Source organism: Brevundimonas vesicularis (assembly GCF_032067225.1).
In the GTDB taxonomy this organism is placed as follows: Bacteria; Pseudomonadota; Alphaproteobacteria; order Caulobacterales; family Caulobacteraceae; genus Brevundimonas; species Brevundimonas vesicularis_F.
The window spans coordinates 1-16,819 of record NZ_DAMBJX010000035.1 but is presented as its reverse complement, the minus strand read 5'-3'; the positions used below and the strand labels follow the sequence as shown (position 1 = coordinate 16,819).

The 16,819-nt window shown below is 64.8% G+C and carries 9 protein-coding genes; 5 read left to right on the top strand and 4 right to left on the bottom strand.

Annotated features, from left to right (window positions below; all coding sequences use genetic code 11):
• Positions 1 to 7: 7 nt before the first annotated feature.
• The 3 genes from RT123_RS10370 to RT123_RS10360 all read right to left on the bottom strand — a co-directional run bounded on the left by RT123_RS10370 (position 8) and on the right by RT123_RS10360 (position 3,270).
• Positions 8 to 1,969, bottom strand: a complete 1,962-nt coding sequence (locus tag RT123_RS10370; protein WP_313009075.1) for a peptidase M61 — start codon at positions 1,967 to 1,969, stop codon at positions 8 to 10.
• 131 nt (positions 1,970 to 2,100) lie between these two features.
• Positions 2,101 to 2,586, bottom strand: coding sequence for a hypothetical protein (locus RT123_RS10365; protein ID WP_313009074.1), 486 nt, complete (start codon positions 2,584 to 2,586; stop codon positions 2,101 to 2,103).
• A gap of 132 nt (positions 2,587 to 2,718) precedes the next feature.
• The gene (locus tag RT123_RS10360) at positions 2,719 to 3,270 is read right to left on the bottom strand and encodes an FKBP-type peptidyl-prolyl cis-trans isomerase (RefSeq protein WP_271043002.1); all 552 of its coding nucleotides are present in this window, start codon (positions 3,268 to 3,270) and stop codon (positions 2,719 to 2,721) included.
• Between the two features lie 340 nt (positions 3,271 to 3,610).
• Here RT123_RS10360 and rpoB point away from each other — a divergent pair, with 340 nt between their 5' ends.
• Both rpoB and rpoC read left to right on the top strand, forming a co-directional pair.
• Positions 3,611 to 7,726: a DNA-directed RNA polymerase subunit beta gene (gene rpoB / locus RT123_RS10355; RefSeq protein ID WP_066551888.1), complete on the top strand. Its 4,116-nt coding sequence runs from the start codon at positions 3,611 to 3,613 to the stop codon at positions 7,724 to 7,726.
• 103 nt (positions 7,727 to 7,829) lie between these two features.
• Entirely contained in the window at positions 7,830 to 12,026 is a 4,197-nt protein-coding gene (rpoC, locus tag RT123_RS10350; protein WP_017506747.1) for a DNA-directed RNA polymerase subunit beta', read from the top strand.
• Positions 12,027 to 12,305: 279 nt separating this feature from the next.
• On the opposite strand, the gene RT123_RS10345 is transcribed toward rpoC, so the two are convergent.
• Positions 12,306 to 13,121, bottom strand: coding sequence for a hypothetical protein (locus RT123_RS10345; protein ID WP_313009073.1), 816 nt, complete (start codon positions 13,119 to 13,121; stop codon positions 12,306 to 12,308).
• A 381-nt stretch (positions 13,122 to 13,502) separates the two neighbouring features.
• Here RT123_RS10345 and rpsL point away from each other — a divergent pair, with 381 nt between their 5' ends.
• From rpsL to fusA, 3 genes are all read left to right on the top strand, one after another.
• Positions 13,503 to 13,877 (top strand): 30S ribosomal protein S12, encoded by a 375-nt coding sequence (gene rpsL / locus RT123_RS10340; RefSeq protein WP_008260482.1) that lies wholly within the window; start codon positions 13,503 to 13,505, stop codon positions 13,875 to 13,877.
• Positions 13,878 to 13,958: 81 nt separating this feature from the next.
• Positions 13,959 to 14,432: a 30S ribosomal protein S7 gene (gene rpsG / locus RT123_RS10335; protein WP_055754905.1), complete on the top strand. Its 474-nt coding sequence runs from the start codon at positions 13,959 to 13,961 to the stop codon at positions 14,430 to 14,432.
• Positions 14,433 to 14,577: 145 nt separating this feature from the next.
• Complete coding sequence (gene fusA, locus RT123_RS10330) at positions 14,578 to 16,656, top strand: elongation factor G (RefSeq protein WP_066551885.1); 2,079 nt, start codon at positions 14,578 to 14,580, stop codon at positions 16,654 to 16,656.
• Positions 16,657 to 16,819 lie beyond the last annotated feature (163 nt).

The following is a 16,819-nucleotide window of genomic DNA, read 5'->3' as shown; positions in this document are numbered from 1 at the left end:
TGCGACGTCAGCGCCGACGCGGCGTCAGGATGTCGCCCAGGCGGTCAGGTGTGCCGGGGATGCGTTCCAGGCGGGGGTAGCGCAGGCCGTCGTGGTAGTCGAAGACGACGGTGCGGTATTGCTCGTCGTCCTTGACGATCAGGGTGATAGGCGTCGAGGGATCCTTGGCCGCGGTGACGGCCTCGTTCAGGCGTTCGGCGCTGGCGGCCTGCCCGTTGACGGCGACGATCTCCATCCCGGCGGCCAGGCCAGACTTGAAGGCCAGACCGTCCCACTGGACGCTGCGAATCCTGTTGCCCTCGCCGGTCTGGAAGCCCAGCGAATAGGTGAAGTCGTTGCGTTTCAGCTCGGAGTACAGGGTCTTCATATAATCGGTGGGCTTGTCCGTGAAGGCCAGCCGCCAGCCGCCGCGCGCCAGACCGTCCAGCGGGGCGCGGGCCTCGGGGCCGTCGGCGTCCAGGCGGGTGCGCAGGAAGGTCGCCCAATCGTTGGCGACGACGCCGTTCAGGGCCGCGACCACATCCTCGAACGTATAGGGGGCTGGCGTATAGCTGCCGTCCTGGACGCCGTAGAAGGCGCGGGCGAAGTCGTCGAGCGACTTCCGGCCGCCGGTCTTTTCCCGGATCGTCGTATCGACGTCGAGCCAGATCAACTGGCCCTCCGAATAGTAGTCCTCGTCGCGCTGCCACGACAGCCAGCCCTTGGGCTGGCGCTGGCTGATGATGGGGTCGTTGGTCGTGTCCTGCATCGCGCGCCATTCGCGGCCGACGCGCGTGTCGAAGGTCGCGGCGGTCATGGCCAGGGCGTCCATCGCCTGTTGCTTGGTCAGCAGGCCCGAGCGGGCGGCGATGACCTGGCCATAGTACTGGGTCTGGCCCTCGTAGACCCACAGCAGGCTGTTCTGCAGGGGACTGTTGAAGTTGGGCACATACTGGTCGGCGGGGCGGCGCCATTTGCCGTCCCAGGAGTGGTTCATTTCGTGGCTGAGCAGGTCGCGGTCGGACAGGTGCGTGTCCCAGCCGGTGAAGAAGGCGGGATCGACCGAGTTTTCCGAACTGCGGTGATGCTCCAGCCCGATGCCGCCCAGCTTGTCGGTCATGGCGATCAGGAAGTCGTAGTGGTCGAAATGGCGCGCGCCATACAGCCGGTCCATCTGATCGACCAGATTGCGCAGGATCTGGATCTGCTCGTCCGTCGCGTTCAGGCTGTCGGCCTTGTCCGCGACGATGTTGGCGCGAACGGGCGAGCGGCCGCCGGGATCGAGGTCGATCTGGCGATAGTGGACGCCGGCGAAGACCGGGCTGTCGATCAGCACTTCCAGATTGACGGGCTTGAACGTCTGGACGTCGCCGGCCTTGCTTTCGGGCTCGAGCGCCGTGCCGAACTGCCATCCGGCCGGGAATTTGACCGTGGGCTGGACCGTGATGTTCCGCGACCAGTGGCCGGCGGGATAGAGCAGCATCTTCTCCCACTGGATGTTCAGCATCTCGGGCGTCATCGTGATGCGGCCCTGATTGCCGGTCGTCGGCGACAGGTGCTGCAGGGTGATGTCCAGCGCGGTCGCACCGGCCGGGACGACCACGTGGTAGGCGAAGGGATGCAGGGTGTCGCGCACCCACTGCACCCGCTGGCCGTTCGCGGTGATCTCGATGCCGGCCAGCTGCGCGATGGGGCCGACGGGGCCGTGGTTGCCCGGCAGCCATTCGGGGAAGAACAGGGTCATCGGTCCCGCCTGGGCGACCGGGATCGTTTCCTTCACCGCAAAGATGTGCTGGGCCAAATTGGTGGCGTCGACGTCCAGGGTGATGACGCCGGGATAGGCGACGTCCCGCGCGTCCGGAACGGCAGGTTGGGGAGCGGGCAGGGCGGGCTGCGTGGTCGAGGCCTGCTGCGCCAGGGCGGCCGGGGCGGTCGAGACGAGCAGAAGAGCGAGGCCGAGAGGGGCGGCGCGCAGGCAAGAACGGATCATCGAGGACTCTTCAAGCGACTGGGGAGCCGCGACAGTCCGACGCAGGGGGCGGGGCGTCAAGCGTCAGCGCTGATCCGAAATTGCACTGCACCCAGAAAACGCGTGCAAAATGCAAGGAGGTGCAATTTGGATCAGTCCTCCTCCATCGGACGCAGGGGCGGCGTGGTGGGCAGATTGTGCTGTCGTTTCGGGTCGTTGGCCATGCCCCGGTAGTAGCGCACGGCATGGTCGTCGATCTTGGCGATGGCCTCCAGATCCTTGTGCAGCCGGGACCAGCCCCGCGCTTCGATCAGCTTGCCGTCGATCATCGCCCGTGAAGCATTGGCCCAGGCCAGCCGCGCCATGTCGGCGGCGTTGCAGGGCAGGCGCTGGTCGATGGCGTCCAGCTCATAGGCGTCCAGCGGTTCGAAAACCGCGCCGTGCGGCTGGTCCGATCGGCGCCATCCTTCCGTACGGGCGCGCCAACGGAAGGTCGACAGGCTGAGGCCGTGCCGCGCGCAGACGTCCTGCGCGAAACCTCCGGCGAGATAGTCTTTACGGGCGGCGGCCCAGGTTGCGGCGGATCGCCGTGTCCAGTCGGGCGAATTCGGATTGGGATCGGAGATGTCATTGGTCATGCCGCCCATGATGCAGGCGGCGTCGGCTATGGCCGGAACAATGACGTTTGGAGCGCCTAAGCGGTTGAATAGGCTAGGGGCAGGGTGTCGAAATAGGATGGAGCGCGGTTACCAGCCGTCCTGTTTCAGTCTTCAACCCGGCTTGACGTCCAGCAGTTCGACCGAGAAGCGCAGGGTGGAGTTGGGGGGCAGTTCGTCGCCGCCGACCCAGCGCGAGCCGTAGCCCAGCGAGGCGGGGATGACGAACTCGTAGATTTCCCCGACGCGCATCAGGGCCACGCCCTCGGTCCAGCCCTTGATGACGCGATTCAGCGGGAACTCGGCCGGTTCATTGCGGGCGTAGGAACTGTCGAACTCGCGCCCGTCAATGAAGGTGCCGCGATAGTGGACCTTGACCGTGTCGGTCGCCTCGGGCTGAGCGCCCTCGGGGTGGGCCCTGCCGACGCGGCGGTACTGCAGACCGCTTTCGGTGGTGGTCCAGCCGTGCCGGGCGCCGTTCCAGGCGAGGTAGGCGGTATTGCCGGCGTCCCAGGCCTGCTGCGGCGTCAGGGCGCCCTGGCCATTAACCTGATCGGCGGCGCGCGCGGCGGCCGAAGCCGTCTCGGCATAGGTCACCGGCTCGCGATGGGTGGCGCAGGAGGAGAGGGCGAGAGCGGCGAGAAGGGGCAGGGCGATCCGTGTCATAAGGCGACGCTAGATCAGCCCATCGTCGCTCGCAACGAGATTGGTCGGCTCTGTCGAAAAGGTTCCCTGGGGCCTTTATTTCGTCGCGAATGCGCGTATATGTGCGCGCTCCGCAACACTCCATATGAGTCTGCGCGCAAGCGCCGAGGCCCGGTCCGTCGCCCTCCGACCGAGCGAAGGCGCGGCTCCTTCCCAGGGAGCCGGTCCATTTCAGGCGTCCTGGCCCGGCAGCGGGCCGAGGGTGGATGCCGAAACCCTGGCTGCGGACGCGGAAACGCGCGCCGTGGCTGCTGCATTTCACGCACGTCTTCCCCGGGGCGTGCGCCATGGGAAACACTGAATGACTGACGTCGCCCACGATCTCGCCATCAACGGTCAGATCGCTTCCGCCACCTCGTTCACCGGCAAGAAGCGCATCCGCAAATCCTTCGGGCGTATCCCCGAAGCGATCGCGATGCCGAACCTGATCGAGGTTCAGCGCGCTTCCTACGAACAGTTCCTGCAGCGCGAGGTCCGTCCGGGCGTCCGCAAGGAGCAGGGCATCGAGGCGGTCTTCAAGTCGGTGTTCCCGATCAAGGACTTCAACGAGCGCGCCATCCTGGAATACGTCTCGTATGAGTTCGAAGAGCCGAAATACGACGTCGAGGAGTGCATTCAGCGCGACATGACCTATGCGGCGCCGCTGAAGGTCAAGCTGCGCCTGATCGTGTTCGAAACCGACGAGGAAACGGGAGCCCGTTCGGTCAAGGACATCAAGGAGCAGGACGTCTACATGGGCGACATCCCGCTCATGACGGACAAGGGTACCTTCATCGTCAACGGCACCGAGCGCGTGATCGTCTCGCAGATGCACCGTTCGCCGGGCGTCTTCTTCGACCACGACAAGGGCAAGACGCACTCGTCGGGCAAGCTGCTGTTCGCCGCCCGCGTGATCCCGTACCGCGGCTCGTGGCTCGACTTCGAGTTCGACGCCAAGGACGTGGTCTATGTGCGCATCGACCGCCGCCGCAAGCTGCCGGCCACGACCTTCCTGATGGGTCTGGGCATGGACGGCGAAGAAATCCTGAAGACCTTCTACGAGACCGTGCCTTACGAGAAGCGCGGCGAGGGCTGGGTCACGCCTTACAAGGCCGAGCGCTGGCGCGGGGTTAAGCCGGAGTTCGACCTGATCGACGCCGACACCGGCGAAGTGGTCGCCCAGGCCGGTCAGAAGATCAGCGCCCGCGCCGCCAAGAAGCTGGGCGAGACGACGACCTCGCTGTCGCTGGCCGCCGACGCCCTGGTCACCAAGTATCTGGCCAATGACGCCGTCAACTTCGAGACCGGCGAGATCTTCGCCGAGGCCGGCGACGAACTGGACGCCCCGACCATCGAAGTGCTGGAGCAAAACGGCTTCACCACCATCGAAGTGCTGGACATCGACCACGTCACGGTCGGCGCCTACATGCGCAACACCCTGCGCGTGGACAAGAACGACAATCGCGAGGACGCCCTGTTCGACGTCTATCGCGTGATGCGTCCGGGCGAGCCGCCCACCCCGGAAGCCGCCGAGGCCATGTTCAACTCGCTGTTCTTCGACAGCGAACGCTACGACCTGTCGGCCGTCGGCCGGGTCAAGATGAACATGCGTCTGGAAAGCCCCGAGGTCTCCGACGAGATCCGCGTCCTGCGCAAGGAAGACGTGCTGAAGGTGCTGCAGATCCTGGTCGGCCTGAAGGACGGCCGCGGCGAGATCGACGACATCGATAACCTGGGCAACCGCCGGGTCCGTTCGGTCGGCGAGCTGCTGGAAAACCAGTACCGCGTCGGTCTGCTGCGCATGGAGCGTGCAATCAAGGAGCGCATGTCCTCGGTCGATATCGACACGGTCATGCCGCACGACCTGATCAACGCCAAGCCGGCCGCCGCCGCGGTTCGCGAGTTCTTCGGTTCGTCGCAGCTGTCGCAGTTCATGGACCAGACGAACCCGCTGTCGGAAATCACCCACAAGCGTCGTCTGTCGGCGCTTGGCCCGGGCGGTCTGACGCGTGAGCGCGCGGGCTTCGAAGTCCGCGACGTGCACCCGACCCACTACGGCCGCATCTGCCCGATCGAAACGCCGGAAGGCCCGAACATCGGCCTGATCAACTCGCTGGCCACCCACGCGCGCGTCAACAAGTACGGCTTCATCGAGAGCCCGTACCGTCGCGTGAAGGACGGCCAGGCCCAGGGCGAGGTGGTCTACATCTCGGCCATGGAAGAGTCGAAGTACACGATCGCTCAGGCCAACATCGAACTGAAGAATGGTCAGATCGTCGAGGACCTGGTTCCCGGCCGGATCAACGGTGAATCCCAGCTCCTGAACAAGGACGCCGTGGACATGATGGACGTGTCGCCGAAACAGGTCGTTTCGGTCGCTGCGGCCCTGATCCCGTTCCTGGAAAACGACGACGCCAACCGCGCGCTGATGGGCGCCAACATGCAACGTCAGGCCGTGCCTCTGGTGCAGTCGGACGCGCCGCTGGTCGGCACCGGCATGGAAGCGGTCGTGGCCGTGGACTCCGGCGCCGTCGTGGTCGCCCGTCGTGACGGCGTCGTCGAACAGATCGACGGCACCCGGATCGTCGTGCGCGCCACCGGCGACGTGGACGCCGCCCGCTCTGGCGTCGATATCTACCGCCTGTCGAAGTTCCAGCGTTCGAACCAGTCGACCTGCATCAACCAGCGCCCGATCGTGCGCGTGGGCGATCAGGTGAAGGGCGGCGACGTCATCGCCGACGGTCCGTCGACGGACCTGGGCGAACTGGCTCTGGGCCGCAACGCCCTGGTCGCCTTCATGCCCTGGAACGGCTACAACTTCGAAGACTCCATCCTGATCTCCGAGCGCATCGTGCGCGACGACGTCTTCACCTCGATCCACCTGGAAGAGTTCGAAGTCGCCGCCCGCGATACGAAGCTTGGCCCTGAGGAAATCACGCGCGACATCCCCAACGTCGGCGAGGAAGCCCTGCGCAACCTCGACGAAGCGGGCATTGTGGCCATCGGCGCCGAGGTCCAGCCGGGCGATATTCTGGTCGGCAAGGTCACGCCGAAGGGCGAAAGTCCGATGACGCCGGAAGAGAAGCTGCTGCGCGCCATCTTCGGCGAGAAGGCTTCGGACGTGCGCGACACCTCCCTGCGCCTGCCGCCCGGCGTCGCCGGCACGATCGTCGACGTTCGCGTCTTCAACCGTCACGGCGTCGACAAGGACGAGCGCGCCATGGCGATCGAACGCGCCGAGATCGAACGTCTGGGCAAGGACCGCGACGACGAGCTCAAGATCCTCGAGCGCAACGTCTATGGCCGCCTGAAGCCGCTGATCGTGGGCAAGAACGCCGTGTCGGGGCCCAAGGGCATCGGCCGTGGCGAACTGACCGACGAGAAGCTGGCCGAGGTCAGCCGTGGTCTGTGGTGGCAGATCGCCCTGGACGACGAAAAGGCCATGGGCGAGCTGGAAGCGATGAAGCGCCAGTTCGAGGATGCTCGCAAGCAACTGGACCGTCGTTTCGAAGACAAGGTCGAGAAGCTGCAGCGCGGTGACGAACTGCCCCCCGGCGTGATGAAGATGGTCAAGGTCTTCGTGGCCGTGAAGCGCAAGCTTCAGCCCGGCGACAAGATGGCCGGCCGTCACGGCAACAAGGGCGTCATCTCCAAGATCCTGCCGATCGAGGACATGCCGCACCTGGAAGACGGCACGCACGTCGACGTCGTTCTGAACCCGCTGGGCGTGCCTTCGCGCATGAACATCGGCCAGATCTTCGAAACCCACCTGGGTTGGGCCGCCGCCGGTCTGGGCAAGCAGATCTCCGGTCTGCTGGAAGCCTGGCAAGCGGGTGGTCAGAAGCAGGCGCTGATCGATCGTCTGACGCATATCTACGGCGAGGAGACCCCTCTGCCGCAGGATGAGGAAGAGCTGATCGAATTGGCGAAGAACCTGTCCAAGGGCGTACCCTTCGCGACCCCGGTCTTCGACGGCGCGCACATTGGCGACATCGAGCGTCTGCTGGAAGAGGCGGGGCTGAACAAGTCGGCCCAGTCGATCCTGTACGACGGTCAAACCGGCGAGCAGTTCAAGCGTCCGGTCACGGTCGGCTACATCTACATGCTGAAGCTGCACCACCTGGTCGACGACAAGATCCACGCCCGCTCCATCGGCCCGTACTCGCTGGTCACCCAGCAGCCGTTGGGCGGCAAGGCGCAGTTCGGCGGTCAGCGCTTCGGGGAAATGGAGGTCTGGGCTCTGGAAGCTTACGGCGCCGCCTACACCCTGCAGGAGATGCTGACGGTGAAGTCCGACGACGTGGCCGGCCGGACCAAGGTCTACGAGGCCATCGTCCGTGGCGACGACAGCTTCGAGGCCGGCATTCCCGAGAGCTTCAACGTGCTCATCAAGGAAATGCGTTCGCTGGGTCTGAACGTGGAGCTGGGGAACAGCTGATCTGGATCACGAGCCCTCTCTCGCCACGGCGGGGGAGGGCGATCCCTCCGCTTTTCTCCGTTCTGAATAATTTTCGCGGGTCAGCCCCGCAGAAGGAATCAAGATGAACCAGGAAGTCCTGAACATCTTCAACCCGGTCCCGGTCACCCCGACCTTCGACCAGATCAAGATCGCCCTGGCCTCGCCCGAGAAGATCCGTTCGTGGTCGTTCGGCGAGATCAAGAAGCCGGAAACCATCAACTACCGTACGTTCAAGCCCGAGCGTGACGGCCTGTTCTGCGCGCGTATCTTTGGCCCGACCAAGGACTACGAATGCCTGTGCGGCAAGTACAAGCGCATGAAGTACAAGGGCATCATCTGCGAGAAGTGCGGCGTCGAAGTCACCCTGGCCCGTGTTCGCCGCGAGCGCATGGGTCACATCGACCTGGCTGCGCCGGTCGCCCACATCTGGTTCCTGAAGTCGCTGCCCAGCCGCATCTCGCTGATGCTGGACATGGCGCTGAAGGACGTCGAGCGCGTCCTGTACTTCGAAAACTACATCGTCACCGAGCCGGGCCTGACCCCGCTGAAGCAGAACCAACTGCTGACGGAAGACGAGTTCTATCGCTACCAAGAAGAGTTCGGCGATGACGGCTTCACCGCCGAGATCGGCGCCGAGGCCGTCCGCAACCTGCTGATGGGCATCGACCTGAACGCGGAAGCTGAAAAGCACCGCGCCGAGCTGGCCGACAATCCCTCGGAAATGAAGGCCAAGAAGGCGTCCAAGCGCCTGAAGCTGATCGAGGCCTTCCTGGAATCGGGCAACAAGCCCGAGTGGATGATTCTGACGATCGTGCCGGTCATTCCGCCGGAACTGCGTCCGCTGGTGCCGCTGGACGGCGGTCGTTTCGCGACCTCCGACCTGAACGACCTGTATCGCCGCGTCATCAACCGCAACAACCGCCTGAAGCGCCTGATGGAACTGCGCGCGCCGGACATCATCATCCGTAACGAAAAGCGGATGCTGCAGGAGTCTGTCGACGCCCTGTTCGACAACGGCCGTCGGGGTCGCGTGATCACGGGCGCCAACAAGCGTCCGCTGAAGTCGCTGGCCGACATGCTGAAGGGCAAGCAGGGTCGCTTCCGTCAGAACCTGCTGGGCAAGCGCGTCGACTATTCGGGCCGTTCGGTCATCACCGTGGGTCCGGAACTGAAGCTGCACGAGTGCGGCCTGCCCAAGAAGATGGCGCTGGAGCTGTTCAAGCCGTTCATCTATGCGCGCCTGGACGCCAAGGGCCTGTCGGGCACCGTCAAGCAATCCAAGCGCATGGTCGAGCGCGAGCAGCCCGCCGTCTGGGATATCCTGGACGAGGTCATCCGCGAGCACCCGGTTCTGCTGAACCGCGCGCCGACGCTTCACCGCCTGGGCATCCAGGCGTTCGAGCCCAAGCTGATCGAAGGCAAGGCCATCCGCCTGCACCCGCTGGTCTGCACCGCCTTCAACGCCGACTTCGACGGCGACCAGATGGCCGTTCACGTCCCGCTGAGCCTCGAGGCCCAGCTGGAAGCGCGCGTTCTGATGATGTCGACCAACAACATCCTGTCGCCCGCCAACGGCAAGCCGATCATCGTGCCGTCGCAGGACATCGTCCTGGGCCTGTACTATCTGTCGCTGGTCAAGGACGGCGAGCCGGGCGAAGGCAAGCTGTTCGCCAACATCGGCGAGATCGATGCGGCGCTGGACGCCAAGGTCGTCACCCTGCACACGCGCATCAAGGCGCGCTGGACGGAACAGGACGCCGAAGGCAATGAGGTGACCAAGGTCATCGACACCACGCCGGGCCGGATGAAGCTGGCGGCTCTGCTGCCGCGTAATCCGAACGTCGGCTATCGCCTGCTCGAGAAGAACCTGACCAAGAAGGAAATCGGCAATCTGATCGACGTGGTCTATCGCCACTGCGGTCAGAAGGCGACGGTCATCTTCGCTGACCAGATGATGGGCCTGGGCTTCCGCGAAGCCGCCAAGGCCGGCATTTCGTTCGGCAAGGACGACATCGTGATCCCGGCCAAGAAGGTCGAATTGGTCGCCGAGACCCGCACCCAGGTCGAGGAGTACGAGCAACAGTACGCCGACGGCCTGATCACGCGCGGCGAGAAGTACAACAAGGTGGTGGACGCCTGGTCCAAGGCCACGGACCGGATCGCCGACGCCATGATGGGCGAGATCGCGCAACCGCGCGTGCTGATCGAGGGTGAAAACCCCGACATCAACTCGGTCTTCATGATGGCCAACTCCGGCGCCCGGGGTTCGCAGGCCCAGATGAAGCAACTGGGCGGCATGCGCGGCCTGATGGCCAAGCCGTCCGGCGAGATCATCGAGACGCCGATCACCTCGAACTTCAAGGAAGGCCTGACCGTCCTTGAATACTTCAACTCGACCCACGGCGCCCGTAAGGGTCTGGCCGACACCGCGCTGAAGACCGCCAACTCGGGTTACCTGACCCGCCGTCTGGTGGACGTGGCGCAGGACTCCATCGTCACCGAGCAGGATTGCGGCTCGACGCGCGGCATCACCCTGCGTGCGGTGATGGAAGGCGGCGACGTGCTGGTCTCGCTGGGTCAGCGCATCCTGGGTCGCTATGCCGCGGAGGACATCAAGGAACCGGGCACCGATACCGTCCTGTTCCCTGCCGACACCTATCTGGTGGAAGAAGTCGCCGAGGCCGTCGAGGCCGCGGGCGTCCAGTCGGTCAAGGTCCGTTCGGCCCTGACCTGCGAAGCGGACGCTGGCATCTGCGCCCACTGCTACGGCCGTGACCTGGCGCGCGGCACGAACGTCAACATCGGCGAAGCGGTCGGCGTCATCGCCGCCCAGTCGATCGGCGAGCCGGGCACCCAGCTGACGATGCGGACCTTCCACATCGGCGGTACGGCCCAGGTGGCGGAAACCTCCTTCATGGAGGCGACCAACGCCGGTACGGCCAAGGTCACCGGCCCGACCGTCGTCGCGGCCCACGGCGACCTGGTGGCCATGAGCCGCAACGTCATCGTGACCGTGGTCGTGGACGGCAAGGACCGCGAGACGCACAAGGCTCCTTACGGCGCCCGCATCCGCGTCAAGGACGGCGACGAGGTCAAGAAGAACCAACGCCTGGCGGAGTGGGACCCCTACACCACCCCGATCCTGACGGAAGTCGGCGGCGTCGTGCGCTTCGAGGACCTGGTCGAAGGCCTGTCGGTCAAGGAAGAAACCGACGAAGCGACGGGCATCGCCCAGCGCGTCGTCAGCGACTGGCGCGCCAGCCCGCGTGGTTCCGACCTGCGTCCGGCCATGGGCGTCACCCTGGGCGACGCCTACGCCAAGCTGTCGTCCGGTTCGGATGCCCGCTATCTGCTGCCCGTGGGCGCGGTTCTGTCCGTGTCGAACGGCGATGAGGTCAAGCCGGGCGAGATCATCGCCCGCGTTCCGACCGAAGGGGCCAAGACCCGCGACATCACCGGCGGTCTGCCGCGCGTCGCCGAACTGTTCGAAGCTCGCCGTCCGAAGGACTGCGCGGTCATCGCCGAGATGGATGGTCGCGTCGAATTCGGTCGCGACTACAAGAACAAGCGTCGCATCAAGATCACGCCCGAGCCCAACGCCGACGGCGTGCAGGGCGAACCGGTCGAGTTCCTGATCCCGAAGGGCAAGCACATCTCCGTCCACGACGGCGATCTGATCCAGAAGGGCGACTACATCATCGACGGCAACCCGGATCCGCACGATCTGCTGCGCATCCAGGGCGTCGAGGCGCTGGCCGAGTATCTGGTGAACGAAGTGCAGGAGGTCTATCGACTGCAGGGCGTGCCGATCAACGACAAGCACATCGAAGTCATCGTGCGTCAGATGCTGCAGAAGGTGGAAGTGCTGGATTCGGGTGAAACCACCCTGATCCGCGGCGACACCGTCGAAGTCGCCGAAGCCGTTCTGGAAAACGCCAAGGTCGAGAAGCGTGGCGGCCGTCTGGCCACCACCCAGCCCGTCCTGCTGGGCATCACCAAGGCGTCGCTGCAAACCCGCAGCTTCATCTCGGCGGCGTCCTTCCAGGAGACCACTCGCGTCCTCACCGACGCTTCGGTCCACGGCAAGAAGGACATGCTGGAAGGCCTGAAGGAAAACGTCATCGTCGGCCGCCTGATCCCGGCCGGCACCGGCGCCTACCTGCGCAGCCTGCAGAAGATCGCCAACGAGCGTGATGCAGAACTGACCTCGGCCCTGGAAGAGGCGATCGAGCCGCTGCCGGCCGATCTGCAACTGGAGCTGGAGAGCAGCGAGAGCTGATCTTTCGTTTCAAAAGCGAAGACATGAAGGGGCGGCGCCGGCGACGGCGTCGCCCTTTTTCTATGAGCCGTTGACCGCGCCTTGATTGTGGGCGAGCTTTCCTTCTGATTGTGAGAGGGGAGGATGCGTCATGACCAAGAAACGGGCTTGGCCTGTCGTGATGGCCCTTAATGTCGTCCTCTGGTGCGGTGTGGGTTACGTCGGTCTAGCCATGGCCGCGATGCATTTTGGCCAGGTTATGCACGACATCCACTGCCTGGATCATCGCTGACCTCATTGTCAGTCTTTATCGCCGATTCGCACTCCGCCGATGCTGGCTGAGAAGCCCTGGCGGCGGCGTTCGCCTCGATTGATTGTCGTCTCTGCGCCTTGACGCATGTCAACGTCGGGCAATAGGGCGCCGGCGCAGCCCGTGCCGAAGTTCGAGCCGACGCAGTCCGCCGGACCCACCACGCCGACGCCGCCGGACAGAGGACGACGGCGCGCCTCCCATTCCGCCAGACGCCGCGCGCCCTCGCGCGCAAAGGCGGCGTCGCGTTCGGGGTTGCCCGTGCCGGTGATCGGGGCGGCGTTGCGGCCGCGCCGCTCGGCGTCTTGGAGGCAGTTTGCGCGCTCGGCGGCGTTGAGCTGTTGCGGCGTGGTGCAGCCGATCAGGCCCTGACGCAGGACGCGGGACATGGCGCCGGCGCGATCGTTCGGATTGACCGTCCAGGCGCCCGGCGGCGCGGGCGCACCTTGGGGCGTGGGCGCGGCGATGAGGGGACGGATCGGGGCAGGGCGACTGTCCGGCGGCGTTGCCTGGCGCGGGGAGGGCGTCTGAACCGTCGGGCGCGCATTCTGCGATGACCGCGCCGTATCGTCGACTGCGGGCACCTGGACCGGCGTTCTAGGCCGCTCGTCGCGCAGAAGGGGGCGGGGCGTAATATCGACGTAGATCGGCGGCTGTTCGGGCGCGACGACGCCGCCTTCTATGCCCAGGGCCATGAACGACAGGAAGGCGATCAGCGCGGTGTTGATCGCCACCGACGCCGTCGCCAGGCCCGCCTTTCGCCAAGCCAGGCGCCGCTCTGGCCGCGTCAGCTGTGCAAACGCCAATGCGTCGTCCCCCTTGATCCTATGCAAGCTGTGCTAGAAGCATGGCCGCTTTCGGGCGGAGGGCGAACTGACTGTGAGGGACGCAGCGCTGGTTTCCACTCTGAAGATTAGCGCCGCCTTGACCTTCGCGCCCATCGGGCGTAGAAGCCGCCCACTTTCGAGGCGTGGCCGGTTCGCCGGTCGCTGAGATCGTGACAATCCAACGGACGGGCTGTGCCCGCCGGAACGCCCAAAGCGCGCGTTCCGGTTTTTCTGTTTGGGTGGTCGCGCCCTCAGTCTCGATGACACCCGGGCGAGGGGATGGTCCCCCGTTCACAAGAAGGCGAGAGGCGCTTCGGTCGAAAGACACACGCCTCCATCAGAAGTCGAGACGAGTTTCGAATGCCTACGATCAACCAGCTGATCCGCAAGCCGCGCAAGCCCAAGCCCACCCGCAACAAGGTGCCGGCTCTGGAGGGTTCGCCCCAGCGTCGCGGCGTCTGCACCCGCGTTTACACCACGACCCCGAAGAAGCCGAACTCGGCTCTGCGTAAGGTCGCCAAGGTCCGTCTGGCCAAGAACGGCTACGAAGCCGTTTGCTACATCCCCGGCGAAGGCCACAACCTGCAAGAACACTCGGTTGTTCTGATCCGCGGCGGCCGCGTGAAGGACTTGCCCGGCGTTCGCTACCACATCCTGCGCGGCGTTCTGGATACCCAAGGCGTCAAGGACCGTAAGCAGCGTCGTTCGCACTACGGCGCCAAGCGTCCGAAGTAAGCCATTCTTCTCCGGGCCGTCGCGTCCGGAGGCCTTTTCGAGATCTTCCCGGCGCTGGTCGGGCACTGCAAGGAATACCCCATGTCGCGTCGTCACCGCGCCCAGAAACGTGAAGTTCTGCCGGATCCCAAGTTCGGGGACCTGATCGTCACCAAGTTCATGAATTACGTCATGTACGAAGGTAAGAAGGCCGTCGCCGAGAACATCGTATACGGCGCCTTCGACATCCTGGCCGAGAAGAAAAAGGACCAAGAGCCGGTCGCGACCTTCCACGCCGCCCTGGACAACGTCTCCCCGTCGGTCGAAGTGCGCTCGCGTCGCGTCGGCGGCGCCACCTATCAGGTGCCCGTCGAAGTCCGTCCGGACCGTCGCCGCGCCCTGGCCATCCGCTGGCTGGTGAACGCTGCGCGCAAGCGTGGCGAGAACACCATGACCGAGAAGCTGGCCGCCGAGCTGCTGGACGCCTCGAACAACCGCGGCACCGCGGTCAAGAAGCGTGAAGACACCCACAAGATGGCCGAAGCCAACCGCGCCTTCAGCCACTATCGCTGGTAACGCCTTCAAAGCGTCATCTGCGCTGACTATCTGAGGGTTTCCGGCGCGGGCGGTTTAAGTTAAATCGCCCGCGCTCGCTTATCCGAACACCGACATCCTTCCGAGGGCGCACCTGAGCGTCCTGAAATTTTCAAGGCACGCTTTCATGGCCCGCACTCACAAGCTCGAGGACTACCGCAACTTCGGCATCATGGCCCACATCGACGCGGGCAAGACGACGACGACCGAGCGGATCCTGTATTACACCGGTAAATCCCACAAGATCGGCGAAGTCCACGACGGCGCTGCGACCATGGACTGGATGGACCAGGAGCAGGAGCGCGGCATCACCATCACGTCCGCCGCGACGACCGCCTTCTGGCAGGGCAAGCGCCTGAACATCATCGACACCCCCGGCCACGTGGACTTCACCATTGAGGTTGAGCGTTCCTTGCGCGTCCTCGACGGCGCCGTGACCGTGCTGGACGGCAACGCCGGCGTGGAGCCGCAGACGGAAACCGTCTGGCGCCAGGCCGACAAGTACAAGGTGCCGCGCATCGTCTACGTCAACAAGATGGACAAGATCGGCGCCGACTTCGACGCCTCGGTCGAGTCGATCCGCGACCGTCTTGGCGCCAAGGCCGTGCCGATCCAGTTCCCGATCGGCGCTGAGTCCTCGCTGTCGGGTCTGGTCGATCTGGTCCGCATGACCGGCGTGGTCTGGGACAACGACGGCCTGGGCGCTTCCTACAAGGACGTGCCGATCCCTGACGACCTGATGGACAAGGCGATCGCTGCGCGTCAGTACCTGATCGACAACGCCGTCGAGCTGGACGACGAAGCGATGGAAGCCTACCTCGAGGGCAACGAGCCCGACGAAGCCACCATCAAGAAGTGCATCCGCAAGGCCGTTCTGACCGGCGCCTTCTATCCGATCCTGTGCGGCTCGGCCTTCAAGAACAAGGGCGTGCAGACGCTGCTGGACGCCGTCGTCGACTACCTGCCGTCGCCGCTGGACATCCCGCCGACGCCGGGCATCGACTTCAAGACCGAAGAGCCCGTCGTGCGTAAGGCTTCGGACGAAGAGCCCCTGTCGGTCCTGGCCTTCAAGATCATGGACGACCCCTTCGTCGGCTCGCTGACCTTCTGCCGCCTGTATTCGGGCAAGATGGAAACCGGTCAGTCGCTGCTGAACTCCAGCCGCGACAAGAAAGAGCGCGTCGGCCGGATGCTGCAGATGCACTCCAACAACCGTGAAGACGTCAAGGAAGCCTACGCCGGCGACATCGTCGCCCTGGCCGGCCTGAAGGAAACCCGCACGGGCGACACCCTGTGCGACCCGATCAAGTCGCCCGTCATCCTGGAGAAGATGGAGTTCCCGGCGCCGGTCATCGAGATTTCGGTCGAGCCCAAGACCAAGGGCGACCAGGAGAAGCTGGGCGTCGCCCTGGCCAAGCTGGCCTCGGAAGATCCGTCCTTCACCGTTTCGACCGACCACGAGTCGGGCCAGACGATCCTGAAGGGCATGGGCGAGCTGCACCTGGACATCAAGATCGACATCCTGAAGCGCACCTACAAGGTCGAGGCCAACATCGGCGCGCCGCAGGTCGCCTATCGTGAATCGCTGGGCCGCAAGGTCGACATCGACTACACGCACAAGAAGCAGACCGGCGGTACGGGCCAGTTCGCCCGCGTCATGATCACCTTCGAACCCGGCGAGCCGGGCTCGGGCTTCGTGTTCGAGAACTCGATCGTCGGCGGCGCGGTGCCGAAGGAATACATCCCCGGCGTCGAAAAAGGCCTGAACTCGGCCAAGGACAACGGTCTGCTGGCCGGCTTCCCGCTGATCGACTTCAAGGCGACGCTGACGGACGGCAAGTTCCACGACGTCGACTCCAGCGTGCTGGCGTTCGAAATCGCGGCCCGCGCCGCCTTCCGCGAGCTGAAGGAAAAGGGTTCGCCCAAGCTGCTCGAGCCGATCATGGCGGTGGAAGTCGTGACCCCCGAGGAATACCTCGGCTCGGTCATCGGCGACCTGAACGGCCGTCGCGGCATGATCCAGGGTCAGGACATGCGCGGCAACGCCACCGTCGTGAACGCCTTCGTGCCGCTGGCCAACATGTTCGGCTATGTGAACACGCTGCGCGGCATGTCGCAGGGCCGCGCCCAGTTCACCATGCAATACGACCACTACGAGCCGGTGCCGCAACACGTCGCCGACGAAGTGATCAAGAAGTACGCCTAAGCTTTCCCTTTTCGGAAAGCCCGCCTATATGCGCCCGGACCGTAAGGACCGGGCGTCCTTAACCCCAAACTGCAGGAACCCCGGTTCGGGGACCTTAGGAGCTAGAAAATGGCCAAGGAAAAGTTCGAACGGACGAAGCCGCACTGCAACATCGGCACGATTG